At 73.7% G+C, this 15,347-nt stretch carries 12 protein-coding genes and 1 pseudogene; 8 read left to right on the top strand and 5 right to left on the bottom strand.

What is annotated here, in order from left to right:
• The first annotated feature begins 358 nt into the window (after nucleotides 1-358).
• Complete coding sequence (locus tag CLV35_RS01815; protein ID WP_183061603.1) at nucleotides 359-1,660, top strand: low temperature requirement protein A; 1,302 nt, start codon at nucleotides 359-361, stop codon at nucleotides 1,658-1,660.
• Nucleotides 1,657-2,517, top strand: a complete 861-nt coding sequence (locus CLV35_RS01810; RefSeq protein WP_121191721.1) for an SDR family oxidoreductase — start codon at nucleotides 1,657-1,659, stop codon at nucleotides 2,515-2,517. The genes CLV35_RS01815 and CLV35_RS01810 overlap by 4 nt, the downstream gene beginning before the upstream one ends.
• 10 nt (nucleotides 2,518-2,527) lie before the next feature.
• Here the strand turns inward: CLV35_RS01810 and CLV35_RS01805 are convergent, their stop codons facing one another.
• Nucleotides 2,528-3,001 carry an RrF2 family transcriptional regulator gene (locus CLV35_RS01805; RefSeq protein WP_121192261.1) on the bottom strand — a complete coding sequence of 158 codons (474 nt, stop codon included), beginning with the start codon at nucleotides 2,999-3,001 and terminating at the stop codon, nucleotides 2,528-2,530.
• A 102-nt stretch (nucleotides 3,002-3,103) separates the two neighbouring features.
• On the opposite strand from CLV35_RS01805, the gene CLV35_RS01800 reads away from it, so the two are divergent.
• Complete coding sequence (locus tag CLV35_RS01800; RefSeq protein ID WP_121191720.1) at nucleotides 3,104-3,859, top strand: SDR family oxidoreductase; 756 nt, start codon at nucleotides 3,104-3,106, stop codon at nucleotides 3,857-3,859.
• Nucleotides 3,829-5,244 carry an NAD(P)/FAD-dependent oxidoreductase gene (locus tag CLV35_RS01795; RefSeq protein WP_231121317.1) on the top strand — a complete coding sequence of 472 codons (1,416 nt, stop codon included), beginning with the start codon at nucleotides 3,829-3,831 and terminating at the stop codon, nucleotides 5,242-5,244. Before CLV35_RS01800 ends, CLV35_RS01795 begins: the two co-directional genes overlap by 31 nt.
• On the opposite strand, the gene CLV35_RS01790 is transcribed toward CLV35_RS01795, so the two are convergent.
• Nucleotides 5,204-6,658, bottom strand: a complete 1,455-nt coding sequence (locus CLV35_RS01790) for an MFS transporter (protein ID WP_121191719.1) — start codon at nucleotides 6,656-6,658, stop codon at nucleotides 5,204-5,206. The two genes, CLV35_RS01795 and CLV35_RS01790, sit on opposite strands and share 41 nt — an antisense overlap.
• 160 nt (nucleotides 6,659-6,818) lie before the next feature.
• Here CLV35_RS01790 and CLV35_RS01785 point away from each other — a divergent pair.
• Nucleotides 6,819-7,460, top strand: a pseudogene (locus CLV35_RS01785) (TetR/AcrR family transcriptional regulator); the annotation flags it as partial.
• A gap of 2 nt (nucleotides 7,461-7,462) precedes the next feature.
• Here the strand turns inward: CLV35_RS01785 and CLV35_RS01780 are convergent.
• Entirely contained in the window at nucleotides 7,463-7,930 is a 468-nt protein-coding gene (locus CLV35_RS01780) for a hypothetical protein (protein ID WP_121191718.1), read from the bottom strand.
• Between the two features lie 153 nt (nucleotides 7,931-8,083).
• On the opposite strand from CLV35_RS01780, the gene CLV35_RS20310 reads away from it, so the two are divergent.
• Both CLV35_RS20310 and CLV35_RS01770 read left to right on the top strand, forming a co-directional pair.
• Nucleotides 8,084-10,417: a LamG-like jellyroll fold domain-containing protein gene (locus CLV35_RS20310; protein WP_121191717.1), complete on the top strand. Its 2,334-nt coding sequence runs from the start codon at nucleotides 8,084-8,086 to the stop codon at nucleotides 10,415-10,417.
• A gap of 55 nt (nucleotides 10,418-10,472) precedes the next feature.
• Entirely contained in the window at nucleotides 10,473-10,685 is a 213-nt protein-coding gene (locus CLV35_RS01770; RefSeq protein ID WP_121191716.1) for a hypothetical protein, read from the top strand.
• Here the strand turns inward: CLV35_RS01770 and CLV35_RS01765 are convergent.
• On the bottom strand, nucleotides 10,682-12,943 hold the full coding sequence (locus CLV35_RS01765) for a putative bifunctional diguanylate cyclase/phosphodiesterase (RefSeq protein ID WP_183061601.1): 2,262 nt from the start codon (nucleotides 12,941-12,943) through the stop codon (nucleotides 10,682-10,684). The genes CLV35_RS01770 and CLV35_RS01765 overlap by 4 nt on opposite strands.
• 154 nt (nucleotides 12,944-13,097) lie before the next feature.
• On the opposite strand from CLV35_RS01765, the gene CLV35_RS01760 reads away from it, so the two are divergent.
• Nucleotides 13,098-13,334, top strand: coding sequence for a hypothetical protein (locus tag CLV35_RS01760; protein WP_147431843.1), 237 nt, complete (start codon nucleotides 13,098-13,100; stop codon nucleotides 13,332-13,334).
• A gap of 20 nt (nucleotides 13,335-13,354) precedes the next feature.
• On the opposite strand, the gene CLV35_RS01755 is transcribed toward CLV35_RS01760, so the two are convergent.
• On the bottom strand, nucleotides 13,355-15,301 hold the full coding sequence (locus CLV35_RS01755) for a putative bifunctional diguanylate cyclase/phosphodiesterase (RefSeq protein WP_147431842.1): 1,947 nt from the start codon (nucleotides 15,299-15,301) through the stop codon (nucleotides 13,355-13,357).
• Between the last annotated feature and the right edge of the window lie 46 nt (nucleotides 15,302-15,347).

The following is a 15,347-nucleotide window of genomic DNA, read 5'->3' as shown; positions in this document are numbered from 1 at the left end:
GGGCGCGAGGAGCAAGGCGGCCGCGACGACTGCCGCAGCCCGCCCTCCTCCGCGTCGGGGCAGGGGGAAGGGGAGCCGCGGTACGCGCATCGTCATCGGTGCAGGCCTGTCCGGGGTGAGGGCACGGCGAGAGTCGGGCCCGGGGGAGGTGGGGACAGACCGTAGTCAACCCCGACGAGGCGTCCTCTGGCAATGATCAGGGGGCCGGCTCACGCCGCAGCTCAGTGGACTGGTCTGGTATGACGCGCTGGTCGGAGGTGTTCATGCTCGACGGATCTTCGCCGTTCACCTAGCCTCAGCAGCGCTGCCCTTTCCGCGGTGGCGCTCCGGGCGCACGAGGACGGTGGAGGTGGCGGAGGTGCAGGAGGACGTCCGGCGCCAGCTGTTCGACGAGCTGCGGCACCGGCTCCGCCCGATGCGCGGGCGCGACCCTCGTGAGCGGGGGCGGTCGTCGACGCCGCTGGAGCTGCTCTACGACCTGACCTACGTCGTCGCCTTCGGCGCGGCGGCCGACCAGCTCGCCACCCACCTGAGCGACGGCCACGTCGCGGCGGCCCTGGGGGCCTACGCGTTCGCCGTGTTCTCCATCAGCTGGGCGTGGATGAGCTTCACGTGGTTCGCCTCGGCCTACAGCAACGACGACGTCGTCCTCCGGCTCGCGACGCTCGTGCAGATGGTCGGGGTGGTGGTGCTGACGTTCGGGCTGCCCGTCAGCGCCGATGACGCGGCCCAGGGCGACAGTCCCAACAACCCGCTGATGCTCACGGGCTACGTCGTGATGCGGCTGCCGCTGGTCGCGCTGTGGCTGCGCGCCGCCCGGGCCGACCCTGCGCACGCGCGCACCTGCACGGGGTACGCGGCGACCATCGTCGTCGCCCAGGCGGCCTGGGCGGCCACGGTGCTCCTGCCGCTGCCCCTGGCCCTGACGGTGGCGGCCCTGGTGCTGCTCGCCGTCGCCGAGATGACGGTCCCGGTGCTGCTCGAGGAGCGCCGCGGACGGCTGCCCTGGAACGCCGGCCACCTCGCCGAGCGCTTCAGCCTGCTCACCCTGATCACCCTCGGCGAGGTCGTGGCCGCCACCGTCTCGGCCGTCAGCGCCCTCGTGGGTGAGCAGGGCTGGTCGGTCGGCGCCGTGGTCGTCGTCGCCTCCGGCCTCGTGCTCACCGCCTCCCTGTGGTGGGCGTACTTCCTCATCCCCTCGCGCGTCGTCCTCGAGCAGCTGCCGGAGCGCACGTTCGCCTGGCGCTACGCGCACCTGCCGATGTTCGGCTCGATCGCAGCGGTCGGCGCGGGGCTGCGGGTGGCCGCCGAGGGGGTCGAGTCGGGGGAGCTGTCGCTCGGCCACCTCACGCTCGCGATGGCGGTCCCCGTCGTCTGCGTGCTGGTCATGGTCTTCGCCACCTGGAGCGTGCTCATGAGCTCCTACGACCTGACCCACCTGCCGCTGTTCGCCGTGGCGCTCGCACCGAGCGCCGCTGCCGTCGTGCTGGCGTGGGCGACCGGCTTCGACCGCCGCGTCAAGACCGGCGACGGCGCCTCGGTCACGCTGCTGGTCCTCGTGGTCGCGCTGATCGCGTCGTCCGCGGTGGTCGAGGTCGTGGGCCACGAGGTGGTGGCCTACGGTCATACCGTGCGCGCGCTCGAGGAGCAGGTCTCGTGACGGGTGGTCCCGGGCAGATCGCCGTCACGGGCGCCACTGGCCGGCTGGGCAGCCGGGTCGCCCGGCGCCTGTCCGCCGCGGGCGCCGCCACCCGCCTGCTCGTGCGGGACCCGTCCCGCGCACCCGAGCTGGCCGGCGCCACCGTCGTGCGCGCGTCGTTCGAGGACCGGGAGGCCGCGCTCGCGGCGTTGGCGGGCGTCCGGACCCTCTTCATGGTCTCGGCGTCCGAGCGGCCCGACCGCGTCGCGGCGCACACGGCCTTCGTCGACGCCGCAGCCGCTACCGGGGTCGAGCACCTGGTCTACGTGTCGTTCGACGGGGCGGCGCCGGACTGCACGTTCACGCTGGGGCGCGACCACTTCGCGACCGAGCAGCACGTCCGGGCGTCGGGCCTGTCGTTCACCTTCCTGCGAGACAACCTCTACGCCGACTTCGTGCCGGCCCTGGTCGGTGACGACGGTGTCATCCGCGGACCGGCGGGCGACGGGCGCGCGGCCGTGGTGGCCCAGGACGACATCGCCGACGCGGCAGCCGCCGTGCTGCTCGACCCGTCGGCGCACGTGGGCGCGACCTACGCGATGACGGGCCCGGAGGCGCTGTCGCTGGCCGAGGCGGCGGCGGTGCTGAGCGAGGCGCAGGGCCGCGAGGTGCGCTACGAGCCCGAGACGCTCGAGGAGGCGTACGCGTCGCGCCGCTCCTACGGCGCTCCCGACTGGCAGCTCGACGCCTGGGTCTCGACCTACACCGCCATCGCGGCCGGTGAGCTCGACGCCGTCAGCGGCGACGTGCCACGGCTGACCGGCCACCCGGCGACCTCGCTGCGCCAGCTGCTCGCGCGCGGCGGGTCGGCGTACTAGCCCGACGCCGTCAGGCCCGCTGCTGCAACCAGGCGCCGACGGTGCCCATGACGTCGGCGCCGGAGTCGCCGTTGACCGTGCGCGCCAGCTCGGCGACCGTCACCGCACGCAGCGACGCGCGCCACGCGTCGTCCGCCGCGTACATCGCCCGCGCGATGGCGCACGGAGCCGTGCACTTCTCCGGCGGGCTCGCGAGCGGGCCGCGCTGGCGGATCTCCGTGCACACGAAGGCCGGCCGCGCCCCGTCGACGGCCTCGACCACGTCGAGCACGCTGACCTGATCGGCGGGACGGGTGAGCACGTAGCCGCCCGCCTGCCCCTGGGTCGAGCGGACGATGCCGGCGCGGGACAGCGCCTGGAGCTGCTTGGCCAGGTAGGTGGGCGAGACGTCGTGGAGCTCGGCCAGGCGCAGGGCCGGCACCGGGCGCGCGGCCGCCGTGAGCACCACGCAGCAGTGCAGCGCCCACTCGACACCACCGGACATCTTCACGACGCAAGGGTACTTGACGCGGACACAGACTGTCCGAGTAGCATCCCGGACAAGCAGTGTCCGAGAAGCGGACACGTCGCCGCAGAGGAGCGGGTCATGCGCGTCGTCGTCGTCGGAGGCACCGGTCAGATCGGCACCAGGGTCCGCGAGCGGCTCGGGCGCTCCGGGCACGAGGCGGTCTCGGCCTCGCGCGCGTCCGGCGTCGACACGCTGACCGGGGAGGGACTGGACGAGGTGCTGGCCGGTGCCGACGTCGTCGTCGACGTCACGAACTCGCCGTCCCTGGCCCCCGACGAGGTGCTCGCCTTCTTCGAGACCACCGGGCGGACCCTCGCCGCGGCCGAGGCCGCGGCCGGCGTGCAGCACCACCTCGTCGTGTCCATCGTGGGGCTGGACGGCATGCAGGACAGCCCCTACATGCGGGCCAAGCTCGCCCAGGAGCGCATCCTCGAGTCCTCCGGGGTCCCCTTCACGGCGCTGCGGGCCACCCAGTTCATGGAGTTCACCGGCGGCATCCTCGCCATGTCCACCCAGGACGGCGTCGTGCGCCTGCCCGACGCCGACATCCAGCCCGTCGCCGCCGACGACGTGGCCGACGCCCTCGCGGAGCTGGCGGTCGGGGAGCCGGTGCAGGGCCCCGTGGAGCTCGGTGGCCCCGACGTGCTCCCGATCGGCGAGCTGGCCCGTCGCTACCTCGCCGCCCGCGGCGAGCAGCGCGAGCTCGTCGTCGACGCGCAGGCGCTCTACTCGGGTGCCGTGCTCGAGCGCGGCTCGCTGTGCACCCACCCCGGCGCGCGCGTCGGCGCGGTCTCGCTCGAGCAGTGGCTCGCCTCGCCGGCGGCCCGGCGATGACGACGGGCGGACCCGCTCGGCCCCGTGTGGTCGTGGTGGGCGGCGGGTTCGCCGGGTTCTACGCCCTGCGCCGGCTCGAGCGGCTGCTCGCGCCCGACGCCGCGGAGCTGGTGCTGGTCAACCCGACGGACTACCTGCTCTACAGCCCGCTGCTGCCCGAGGTCGCGACCGGCGTCGTGGAGGCCCGGCACATCGCCGTGTCCCTGCGCCGCATGCTGCCGCGGGTGCGGCTGGTGCTCGGGCGGGTCGAGGACGTGGACCTGGCCGCGCGCACGGTCACGGTCGTGGGCCGCACCGGTGGTACGCGGTCGACGCTGGGCTGGGACCGGCTCGCGCTCGCTCCCGGCTCGGTGACCCGCCGCATCCCCGTGCCGGGCGTCGGTGAGCACGGTCGCGCGCTCAAGAAACTGGTCGAGGCGGTGTTCCTGCGCGACCACCTGCTCGAGCAGCTCGACCTCGCCGACGCAGAGCCCGACACCGTCGAGGGACGGGCCGAGCGCGCAGCGCTGCTGACCGTGGTCGCGGTCGGCGCCGGCTACACCGGCACCGAGCTGGTCGCGCAGACCCAGCGCTGGCTGCGCACCATCCAGGGCCGGTGGAGCCGCACCAGCGCCCAGGACGTCCGGTGGGTGCTGGTCGACCTCGCGCCGACGGTGCTGCCCGAGCTCGGGCCGGAGCTCGGCGCCAGGGCCCTGGACCTGCTGAGGCGGCGCGGCGTCGACGTCCGCCTCGAGGTCTCCGTCGTCTCGGCCGACGAGCGCGCGGTGCGGCTCAGCGACGGGACGACCGTGCCGACCCGCACCCTGGTGTGGGGAGCGGGCGTCGTGGCCCACCCGCTCGTGTCGGAGCTCGGGCTCCCGACCCGGAACGGCCGACTGCTCGTCGAGCCGGACCTCTCGGTGCCCGGCGCGCCGGACGTGTGGGCCGCCGGCGACGCCGCCGCCGTTCCCGACCTGGTGGCGCGGGGTACGGCTGCGGCCGGTCCGGACACGCCGCCCACCGCCCAGCACGCCCAGCGCCAGGGCACCGTTCTCGGCCGCAACATCGCGGCCAGCCTGGGCGTCGGCTCGCCCACCGCGTACCGCCACCGCGACCTCGGCCTGGTCGCCGACCTCGGCGGCTGGGACGCGGTCGCCCGGCCCCTGGGCGTCGCGCTCACCGGTCCGCTGGCGAAGGTGGTGACGCGCGGCTACCACCTGTGGGCGCTGCCCTCGACGGCGAACCGGGTGCGCGTCGCTGCCGACTGGCTGTTCCAGACCGTGCTGCCGCCGGAGTCGACGCAGCTGTCCGTCGTGCGGGAGGAGGACGCCCGCACCGCCGTGGCACAGGGCGTGGCCGCCGAGCTCAGTGGCCCTCGTCGGTCGAGCGCGAGTCGGTCAGGGTGAGCGCGCCCCAGCCGGCGACCAGGCCGACGACCACCGCCAGCGTCGCGTAGGTGACCCGCTCGCCGTGGAAGAACGAGGCCACGAGCGCGCGGCTCCACCGGCCGTCGGGCAGGCTCACGGTCACCAGTGCGGCGATCAGCGTGCCGACGACGGCGGTGCCGACGCTCGTGCCCACCTCCTGGGCGGTGTCGTTGAGCGCCGCCGCGATCGACGTGCGGTTCTCCGGCATCGCGCTGACGAGGGCGACCGCGCAGATCGTCATGACCGTGCGCAGCCCGACGGTGAGGACGACCATGCACACCGCGATCGCGGCGTAGCCGTGGTCGACGCCCCACGACAGGCCGGCCAGCGACCCGGCCAGCAGCACGGCGCCGACCAGGCAGGCGACGCGGTGGCCGAAGCGGGTGGCCAGCGTCTCGGACAGCGGGGTGGCCAGCAGCATCGTGACGATGAGCGGGAGGTTCGCGAGGCCGGCGCGCACGGGGCTCCAGCCGTAGGCGTACTGGAAGTGCAGGATCAGCCCGAACATCACGCCGGCCATGGCGATCGAGGTGCCGACCTGGGCCAGTGCCGCGCCCCGGACGGTGCCGCTGGTGAAGACGCCGAGGTCGAGCATCGGCTGCTCGGCGCGCCGCTCGTGGCGCAGGAAGGCGACCAGCGCGACCACGGCACCGAGCGCGGAGCAGCAGGTGAGGGCGGAGAGCCAGCCGTGCTCGACGCCGCTGGTGAGCGTGTAGCAGGCGAGGCCGATCGTCGCGACGCTGAGGACCGCACCGGGCAGGTCGAGGCGGTCGGCCGTGAGGTCCTCGGGCCGGTCGGCGGGAACGCCCAGCCGCACGCCGACGAAGGCGACGAGCGCCAGCGGGGCGTTGACGAGCAGCAGCCACTCCCAGCGCACGTGGGCGAGCGCGGTGCCACCGAGCAGCGGGCCGAGGATGAAGCCGCTCATGCCTACGACGATCATCACCGTCATGGCCCGCATGCGCAGGGCCTCCTCGTCGAACAGCCGGAACACCAGCGAGTTCGTGATCGGCGCCATCGCCGCGGCCGCGACGCCGAGGGCCGCGCGCAGCACGATCAGCTCGCCGGCGGAGCTGACGGCCAGGACCGCCAGGCTGATGGTGCCGAAGGCGGCGAGCCCGACCGAGAGGACCCGTCGGCGCCCGAGCCGGTCCGCCGCGGACCCGGCCGTCAGCAGCAGCCCGCCGAAGGTCAGCGAGTAGGCGCCGGTCACCCACTGGAGGCCCGTCGTGCCGCTGCCGAGGTCGCGACCGATGGTCGGCAGCGCGATGGTCAGCAGCGTGTTGTCGACCATCTCCACGAAGAAGGCCAGGCACAGGGCGAACAGCGGGATCCACGCCGCTCGCAGGGAGGGGTAGGTCGTGGCCGGGACGGCCGCGGTGGTCGAGCTCATGGGGGCACCTCCGAAGGAGCGAACGGCGTTCGATTGTCGAACACTGTTCGGTAATATAGAACAGCGTTCGACCGGGCGCAAGGTGTGATGGGATGGAGCCATGGCACCGCGACGCTCACCGACGGCCGGCGCCCCACCGCGGCGGCGCGCCACCCACTCGATGGAGGCCGTGCTGCGCGAGGCGGTAGCGCTGCTGGACGAGTCGGGCGAGTCGGCGCTCACCTTCCGCGCGCTGGCCGCGCGCCTCGGCGGCGGCGTCGGCAGCATCTACTGGTACGTCTCCGGCCGCGACGAGCTGCTCGACCGCGCGACCAACCACGTCCTGGCGGGCGTGGTCGCCTTCGCCGACGAGCTGCCGGAGAGCGAGGACCCGGTCGCGGACCTGCGCGCGATCGCCGTCGCGCTCTTCGACGCGGTGGCCGACCGGCCCTGGCTCGGCGCCTACCTGATGCGCGACACCGAGCTGCAACCGAACGCGCTGATGCTCCTCGAGCGCATGGGCGAGCAGGTCCTGAGGCTCGAGCTGCCGCCGCGCCAGAGCTTCGACGCCGTGTCGGCGGTCATCGGCTACGTCGTGGGCACGGCCGCCGACCTCGGCCAGCAGCCGCCGCAGGAGGTCCTCGACGGCACCGTCACTCGCGAGGCCTACCTCGAGCGGTTCGCCGACAGCTGGCGCCAGCTCGACCCTGCGGCGTACCCGTTCGTGCACTACGTCGTCGAGGAGTTCGCCGGCCACGACGACGCGGCGCAGTTCCGCGCGGGGCTCGACCTTCTCCTCGAGGGCCTGCGGCTGCAGGCGTCCGCTCAGGCAGGCACGGGCAGGCCGGCGGCCAGCTCGACCAGCGGGGCGACCAGCGCGCCGTTGACCGGGAAGACCGTGCGGCGCAAGCGGTCTGAGATCTCGACGCCCGGGGGCAGGTAGGCACCCCACCGCACGTCGCGCACGTGCGGATTGCCGGGATAGCCCGCCGGGTCGTAGCGGTAGGGACCGGTGATCCGCCCGGCGAGCGGCCGCTGGCCGTGCCGGGTGACCGTCACGACCGCGATCCCCTCCTCGGCCGTGACGAAGTCGTGGAGCTGGCGGGCGTGGAGCTCCGCCGAGACCTGCCTGACGCCGAGGTGCACCACGTCACGGATCTGCTGCAGGGACAAGCCGGTCACGTCCTGCTCCACGAGCAGCCCGACGGCAGCGACGCCGCACGAGCGCAGCGTCGTGTCGGACACCGGAAGACCACCGGCCAGCATGCGGGTCGCCTGGACCATCAGAGCCATGCCGCCAGTGCACCCCGGGGAAGGGCGGGTGTCGAGAGGGGACCGGCCGTGTTCTCCGAGGTCACACCGGTCGTCCACCTGCGCGTCGGCGGCGTGACACCGACGCCTCGAAGAGTCGGGGCACCAACCCGAACTGCCCCGAAGAGGTTCCTCGTGCCTGCACACGTCAGCCGCCGCAGTCTCCTGCAGGCCGCCGCCGTCGCCCCCGCCGCGCTCGCGCTTCCCGCGGTCGCCGGCCCGGCGCGCGCCTCGGCCGCCAGCACGGGCGCCGCCTATGGCCGCGTCGACGCCGACAGCCCGCGCTTCACCCTCGCCGTACTGCCCGACACGCAGTACCTCTTCGACCACGACGCGGCGGACCCGCGCCCGCTCGCGGAGACGTTCCACTACCTGCTGAAGCAGCGCAAGGACGACAACATCGTCTTCATGACCCACCTCGGCGACGTCACCGAGCACGGGACGCAGGACGAGATCTCACTGGCAGCCAGCACCTTCGACGCGGGCCTCGCTGACCAGATGCCCTACAGCGTCCTCGGCGGCAACCACGACGTCTCGGGTGACGACCAGCGAGGCACCACACCGTACCTCCAGGCCTTCGGCCCGAGCCGGTTCGCGGTGATGCCGACCTTCGGAGGTGCCTCACCGGACGGCTACAACAGCTACCACGTCCTCACGGCAGCCGGCCAGGAGTGGCTGGTTCTGGCGCTGGACTGGCGCACGTCGGACAAGGGCGTGGCGTGGGTGCAGGGCGTCATCGACGCGCACCACGACCTGCCTGTGATTCTGACCACGCACGACCTCGTCGCCCCGGCCGGTGACGGCGGGGCTGCGCTGTCGGACAACGGAGAGCGGCTCTGGGAGGCACTGGTGCGCAAGAACGACCAGGTGTTCCTCATGCTGAACGGGCACTACTGGCCACCGGCGCGCACGGTGCTCCACAACGACGCGGGCAACGAGGTGCACGCCCACATCACGAACTACCAGGACCGCTACTACGGCGGCGCTGGCATGGTCCGGCTCTACCACTTCGACCTCGCTCGCGGGGTCATCGACGTCGAGACCTTCTCCCCGTGGTTCCTGGACCGTGACCCGGCGAAGCGCTCGCCGCTGGCCGCCGAGACGGTCGAGCTCACCAGCGACGTCGACCGCTTCACGCTGGGCATCGACTTCGCCCAGCGGTTCAAGGGCTTTTCACCGCTCGCGCTCCCTGCTCCCCGGCCGGCGAGCGCCGTGCTCCCGCGCGGCACGCTCGCCTACTGGCGGTTCGACGCGGCCGGCTACTCGGGTGCCGGGATCGCCGGCGCGGCCGTCGCCGCCGGTACGAGGATCAAGGACCTCTCCGGCAACGGGAACGACCTGGTGTCGCGCAGCATCGGGTCCGGCGCCCCGTCGGCCCTGCCCGGCAGCATCGCCGGACACGTCAAGACCGTCACCGCCAGCGCGGAGAACGCGCCGAACGAGGTCGCCGTCAACCTGAGGGATGCCGACAGCGGCACCAAGTGGCTCGCCTTCGACACGAAGGGCTGGGTGCAGTACGCGCTCGACGCCCCGGTCGCGGTCGTCGCCTATGCGCTCACCAGTGCCAACGACGCTCCGGGGCGCGACCCGCGCGACTGGGTGCTGCAGGGCTCCAACGACGGCAGCACGTGGGTCGACCTCGACGAGCGGTCGGGCCAGCGCTTCGCCAGCCGCTTCCAGATGGCGCAGTACGCCGTCGCGAAGCCCACCGCGTACTCGTCCTACCGCCTGACCGTCACCGCCAACAACGGTGACCCGCTGCTGCAGCTGGCCGACCTCCAGCTCTCGAGCGACCTGAAGGGCCCGCTGCCCGCGGGGTCAGAGCTGCTCACCTGGTCCGACGACCACATGCCTGGGTCGCCGGCGCAGGCGAGCCTGCGCTTCAACGGCAGCGGCACCCGCGGGGCGATCCTCGAGTCGGTGCAGGGCGCCCGCATCAACAGCGAGAAGTTCCTGTCCGGCTTCACGATCGAGGCGTTCGTCAAGCTGCCCGACCCCTTCGTGGGCAGCCACGACTGGATGGGCATCCTGAGCTGGGAGGGCAACAACGGCCGCACGAGCGGTTACACCCCGGACGAACCGCCGTGCAGCCTCAACCTCTCGCCCGAGCGCTTCCTGCAGTTCGTGCTCTACCCCGAGCTCGACGTCGACAACAACCCCACGCACTGGAGCCACGCCCTGCCGACGGGCGTGTGGCAGCACGTGGCCGTCGTCAACGACGGCACGCACTCGGTGGTCTACGTCAACGGCTCGCGCATCTCGCGCAACCCGACCGCTCGGGCGCGGGGCATCGAGACGCTCGGGAAGCCGTTCGTCATCGGCGGCACGCAGAGCAACGAGCAGTTCGGGCAGGGGTTCCACGGCTGGGTCGGCGACGTACGCGTCTGCATCCGGGCGCTGCAGCCGAAGGAGTTCCTGACCCCGACCTTCCTGATCCCCGAGTTCCCGACGCCGGGCACCTCGGCGTGAGCGTGCTGCTGCCGTCAGCGCGGTGCCGAGCTGCCGGAAGGGGTAGGAGGACCGCATGTCGATGATGGAACCCCTGGTGCCCCACGCACAGCTCCCCGACGACGGCGGTCTGGCCGCGCCGGCCGACCCGTCGGGCGACCAGCCCGACCAGGCAGCCGCACCTGACCCGGGTGACACCGTCTTCCGCACGCCGACCGCGGCGGCGCACGCCGACCGCGACGAGCTGCGTGACGCGGCGGAGTCCGCTGCGCGCGAGACGGAGGCCTAGCGCCCGGGCACGAGCGACGCTGCTTCCTCGACCGCTGACTGGCGGAGCCCCTCGAGGACGACGTCGAGGGGCGCGGGGCGGGCGAGGTGGTAGCCCTGGCCGAGCGCGACGCCGAGCCGCTCGAGCTCGGCGCGCTGGGCCGCGTCCTCGATGCCCTCGACGACGAGCGGCTTGGCGAGCGCGCGCGCCAGCTCGGCGACCGACCTCACGAGCAGGCTGGCCTCCTGCTCGACCGCGATGCCCTCGATGAAGGCGCGGTCCAGCTTGATGATGTCGACAGGCAGCAGGCGCAGCGTCGCGAGCGACGAGTGCCCGGTGCCGAAGTCGTCGAGCGCGATGCGTACGCCGCGGCGCCGGAACTCCTCGAGCACCGGCACTGCCGCTGGTTCGGCGACCGCGGTCTCCGTGACCTCGAGGATGAGCTGCACGTCGTCGGTGCATCCGGACTCGACCTGGTCGAGCAGGACGCCGCGCACCAGCGAGCTGGGCGAGACGTTGACGCTGACCGAGATCTGCCGGCCGGCCAGGCGGCTCATCAGGACGGCGTCCTGGACGGCCCGGCGCTGCACCCACCGGGTGAGGTCGTCGATGGTCCCGGTCTCCTCGGCGAGGTGCACGAACTCGCCCGGGCCGAGCAGCCCGCGCTCGGGGTGCTGCCAGCGCACCAGCGCCTCGACCCCGTCGATGCGGTCGAGCGCGAGGTTGACGATCGGCTGGTAGTGCAGGACGAGCTCGTCGCGATCGATGGCCCGCCCGAGCTCGTCGGCCAGCGTGCGGCGGCTCTGGTGCGCTGCGAAGAGCTCGTCGGTGCACACGACGTGGCGCGACTTGCCGGCGGCCTTCGCCGCGTACATCGCGATGTCGGCGCGCTGCACGAGGGCGCCGTCACCGGTCGCGGTGCCTACGCTGACGGTGACCTTCGCGTGGCCCACGCCGGGCAGCGAGATCGGCGCCGCGACGACCTCCACCACGCGCTGGGCGACCGCCTCCGCCCGCTCGGCGTCGGCGCCGACCAGCAGCACGGCGAACTCGTCGCCGCCGTTGCGCGCCAGCACGTCGCCCTCGCGCACGCAGCCGCGCAGCCGGTCGGCTACCTCGCACAGCAGGGCGTCGCCCGCCTCGTGGCCGAAGTCGTCGTTGACGCCCTTGAAGCCGTCCAGGTCGCAGAAGAGCACGGCCGAGCCGGGCCCGGCGGACCGCACTGCGGCACGGAAGGCCGCCGCGTTGGCGAGCCCCGTCAGCGCGTCGGTGGCGGCCATCCGCTCGAGGCTCTCCACCAGCGCCTGCCGGCGCAGGGAGTCGTTCGTCAGCGAGGCGAGGACCTCGAGCAGCTCCCGGTCGCTCTGGGTGAAGACGCGGCTCTGCTGGTTGCGCGTGGTCGCGTGGATCCAGCGGGCGCCGTCGGGGGTGTCGACGGTGCTCGCGACGCCGTCCACCGGTTCGACCTCGCGCAGCTCCACCGGCGCGGCGAGCGCCTCACGGCCGGCCTCGACCGCCGCCTCGAGGACCGCTGCGGTCGTGGCCGCGCTGTGCTGGCGCTCTGCGGCGGTGAACAGCGCGTGCACCCGCATCCGCTCCCCGTGGGCCGTGGCGAAGGCGCGCCCGGCCAGCACCACCGTGACGAGCGGGATCCCGGCGAGCGGCAGCGTCCAGGGGTCGGTCCGCACGAGGACCGCGCCGACGTAGCCCAGGCTGCCGGCCGCCGCGACGCAGGCCATCGTGAGCGGAGCGGTGTCGTCCCAGATCGCCTCGCGCAGCGTCGCCCGGCGCAGCGAGACGATGGCGAAGACGGAGAGCAGGTAGTCGACGAGGTAGTAGCAGGCGGCCGCGACCACGGCCGTGACGGCTCCGCTGCGCCCACCCGCCAACGGCGCGGCGTCGAGGTGTGCGACCACCGCCAGGGCGGCGGCGCCCGACAGGACGGTGACGGCCGCGTTGAACAGGCGCACCCAGGAGGCCTTCGAGGTGAAGAGCTGCGCGACGCCGGCCGTGAAGGTCCAGACGACGGCAGCGTGCGGCGCGTCGCTGAAGGCCAGGAACAGCGCGATCACCGGGTCGAGGCCGACCTCGAGGCCGCCGGCGCGGCGCATCACGAGGAGCGGGAAGCGCGTGACCAGCAGCACGATGACGCCGGCCGCCCACGAGGTCAGCGGCGGCCAGCTGTCGGGCAGCTGGAAGGCGGTGACCGCTGCGGCCAGCAGGGTCAGCGCCAGGAAGTAGGTGCGCGCGGACGCGGGCACCCTGGACGACGCGCTCACTGCTAACCCCCTCCCACGGCCGGCCGGTCCGACGTCCGCACCCATCGGCCACCGGTACGCGTGGGTGAGCAGAACGCGGCGCCGCTCTCGTGTTGCGTGAACCTGCGGGGACCACGACCGTGGGAGGGCAGCGCAATCCCAGGAGGACGCAGTGGTGGCACGGGACGACGACTCCGCCGTCGAGGCGGCCGGCCGGCCTCAGGAGCGCAAGGGGCTCGGGCGCCTGGTGATGTGGTTCATGGGCCCGCCCGACCTGGGCGACCCCGACGAGGCACCACCGACGCCCTCGGGCAAGGTCGTGGACTGCCCGTCGTGCGGGCGGTCGATGGCCCTGCACACCATCGACCGCTCGCAGGGCACGTCGCTGACCGTCTGCCCGGCCCCGGCCTAGCCCGCCGTGGGGCTGCGCCGCTAGCGGCTGCCCCGGGCGGGCACCGCCGGACCGCGGTCGTGGGCCACGGCAGCCTCGCCGGCCATCGCCTGCAGCACGAGCACCGCCTCATCGGGCGGCAGCGGGCGGCTGTAGGCGAAGCCCTGCAGCTGGTCGCACCCGAGCTCTGCCAGCCGCTCTCCGGTGGCGTGGTCCTCGACGCCCTCTGCGACCACGCCGAGCCCGAGGTCGTGCGCGAGGGCGATCATGCCGCGCACGACGGCCTCGTCACCGGCGCTGCCGCTCATCCCGGAGACGAACGAGCGGTCGAGCTTGAGCCGGTCGACCGGCAGCGTGCGCAGGTGCGCCAGGCACGTGTAGCCGGCGCCGAAGTCGTCGATGCTGATCGTCACGCCGAGCTCGTGGAGCCCGACGAGGGTCCGGAACGCGCGGTCGGGGTCCTCGGCGACCGCCGACTCCGTGATCTCGATGTCGAGGGCGTGGGCGGGAAGCCCTGTCTCCGTGAGGGTCTGGGCGACCAGCTCGAGGATCGAGTCGTCCAGGAGGGAGCGGGGTGAGACGTTGACGGCCACCGCCACGTCGAGCCCGGTGCGGCGCCAGGCCACGCACTGCTCGGCCGCCCGGCGCAGGACCCACTCGGTGAGGGGACGGATGAGCGCGGTGCGCTCGGCCAAGGGGACGAACGTCAGGGGGGAGAGCAGGCCGTGCTCCGGGTGCTGCCAGCGCACGAGGGCCTCGACGCTCAGCGCGCGACCGTCGGCCGCCTGGAGCTTCGGCTGGTAGTGCAGGCGCAGCTGCTCGCCGTCGATCGCCGCGGCGAGGCCGGCGAGCAGGGACAGCTGCTGGCTGTCGTGCCGGTCGAGCGAGGCCGACCAGCGGCGCACGCCCTCGCAGCCCCGCTTGGCCTGGTACATCGCGACGTCGGCGCGGCGGAGCAGTCCGGGCAGGTCGGTGGCGTCGTCGGGCGCGCTGGCGACGCCCACGCTGACTCCGACGCGCACGGCGACGCTCGCCACGGTGAAGGGCTGCTCGACGGCGCGGCGCACGGCGGTGGCGCGCTGGAGGCCGGCGTCGACCGTCCCCGGCACCAGCACCGCGAACTCGTCGCCGCCCAGGCGTACGAGCACCTCTCCGGGCTCGGCGTCCTGCTCGAGCGCCCGGGCCACCTGGACGAGGAGGTCGTCGCCGGCCTCGTGGCCGAGGGTGTCGTTGACGTCCTTGAACCCGTCGAGGTCGAGCAGGAGCAGGCTGGCCGGGTGCGCGAGCACTGCCGGAGCGCTCTCCTGCAGCTGTACGCGGTTGCCGAGCCCGGTGAGACCGTCGGACAGCGCCTGGAGGCTGCGGCGGCGCAGTCGCCGGCGGGCGAGCAGCGCAGTCGCCGACACGAGCACGAGCAGCGCGGCGCTGGTCGCCCAGAGGACGGTGCGCGAGCGGGTGACGGCCGAGTCGTAGGGCCCCGGCGGGAAGACCACCTCGACGACGGCGTCGGGCCTGCCGTCACCGTCCAGGTCGCGCAGCTGCAGGACGTCGAGGCTGCCCTCGAGCTCGTCCTCGCCCCCCGGGGTGCGGATGACCACCTCAGGACGGCGGGACAGGTCGCGCCGCTCGTCGGCGGGCAGCAACTGCTCGTCCGGGTCGTGCGTCGCGTCGGCCCACAGCAGGCTGCCGTCGCTGCGCCACAGCTCGAGGCCGCTCAGCAGGTGCGCCGACTGCAGGCCGGCGACGACCCGCGAGAGGTGGTCGGCCGCCCCGGGCGCCAGTGCACCTCTCCCGTCGCGGACCGTGAGGCTGACCGCCTCGACGGACCTCGACAGCAGCCGTGCCGAGTGCAGGTTCTCCTCCGCAGCGCGATGCGACTGCGCTCGCTCGGCGCTCTGCATGAGGACGAGGACGGCCAGGGCGAGGAGCACGAGTGCGACGGCCAGCGCACGGCCTGACCGGGCGACGCGGCCCACGAGTGTCCTCACCACCGGGTTCTCGGTCCAGATCGCCGGGGCTGCAGGGCCGAGCACG

This window comes from Motilibacter peucedani (assembly GCF_003634695.1).
Classification (GTDB): Bacteria; Actinomycetota; Actinomycetes; order Motilibacterales; family Motilibacteraceae; genus Motilibacter; species Motilibacter peucedani.
The sequence above is the reverse complement of the archived record's forward strand: the minus strand, read 5'-3'. Positions and strand labels throughout refer to the sequence as shown.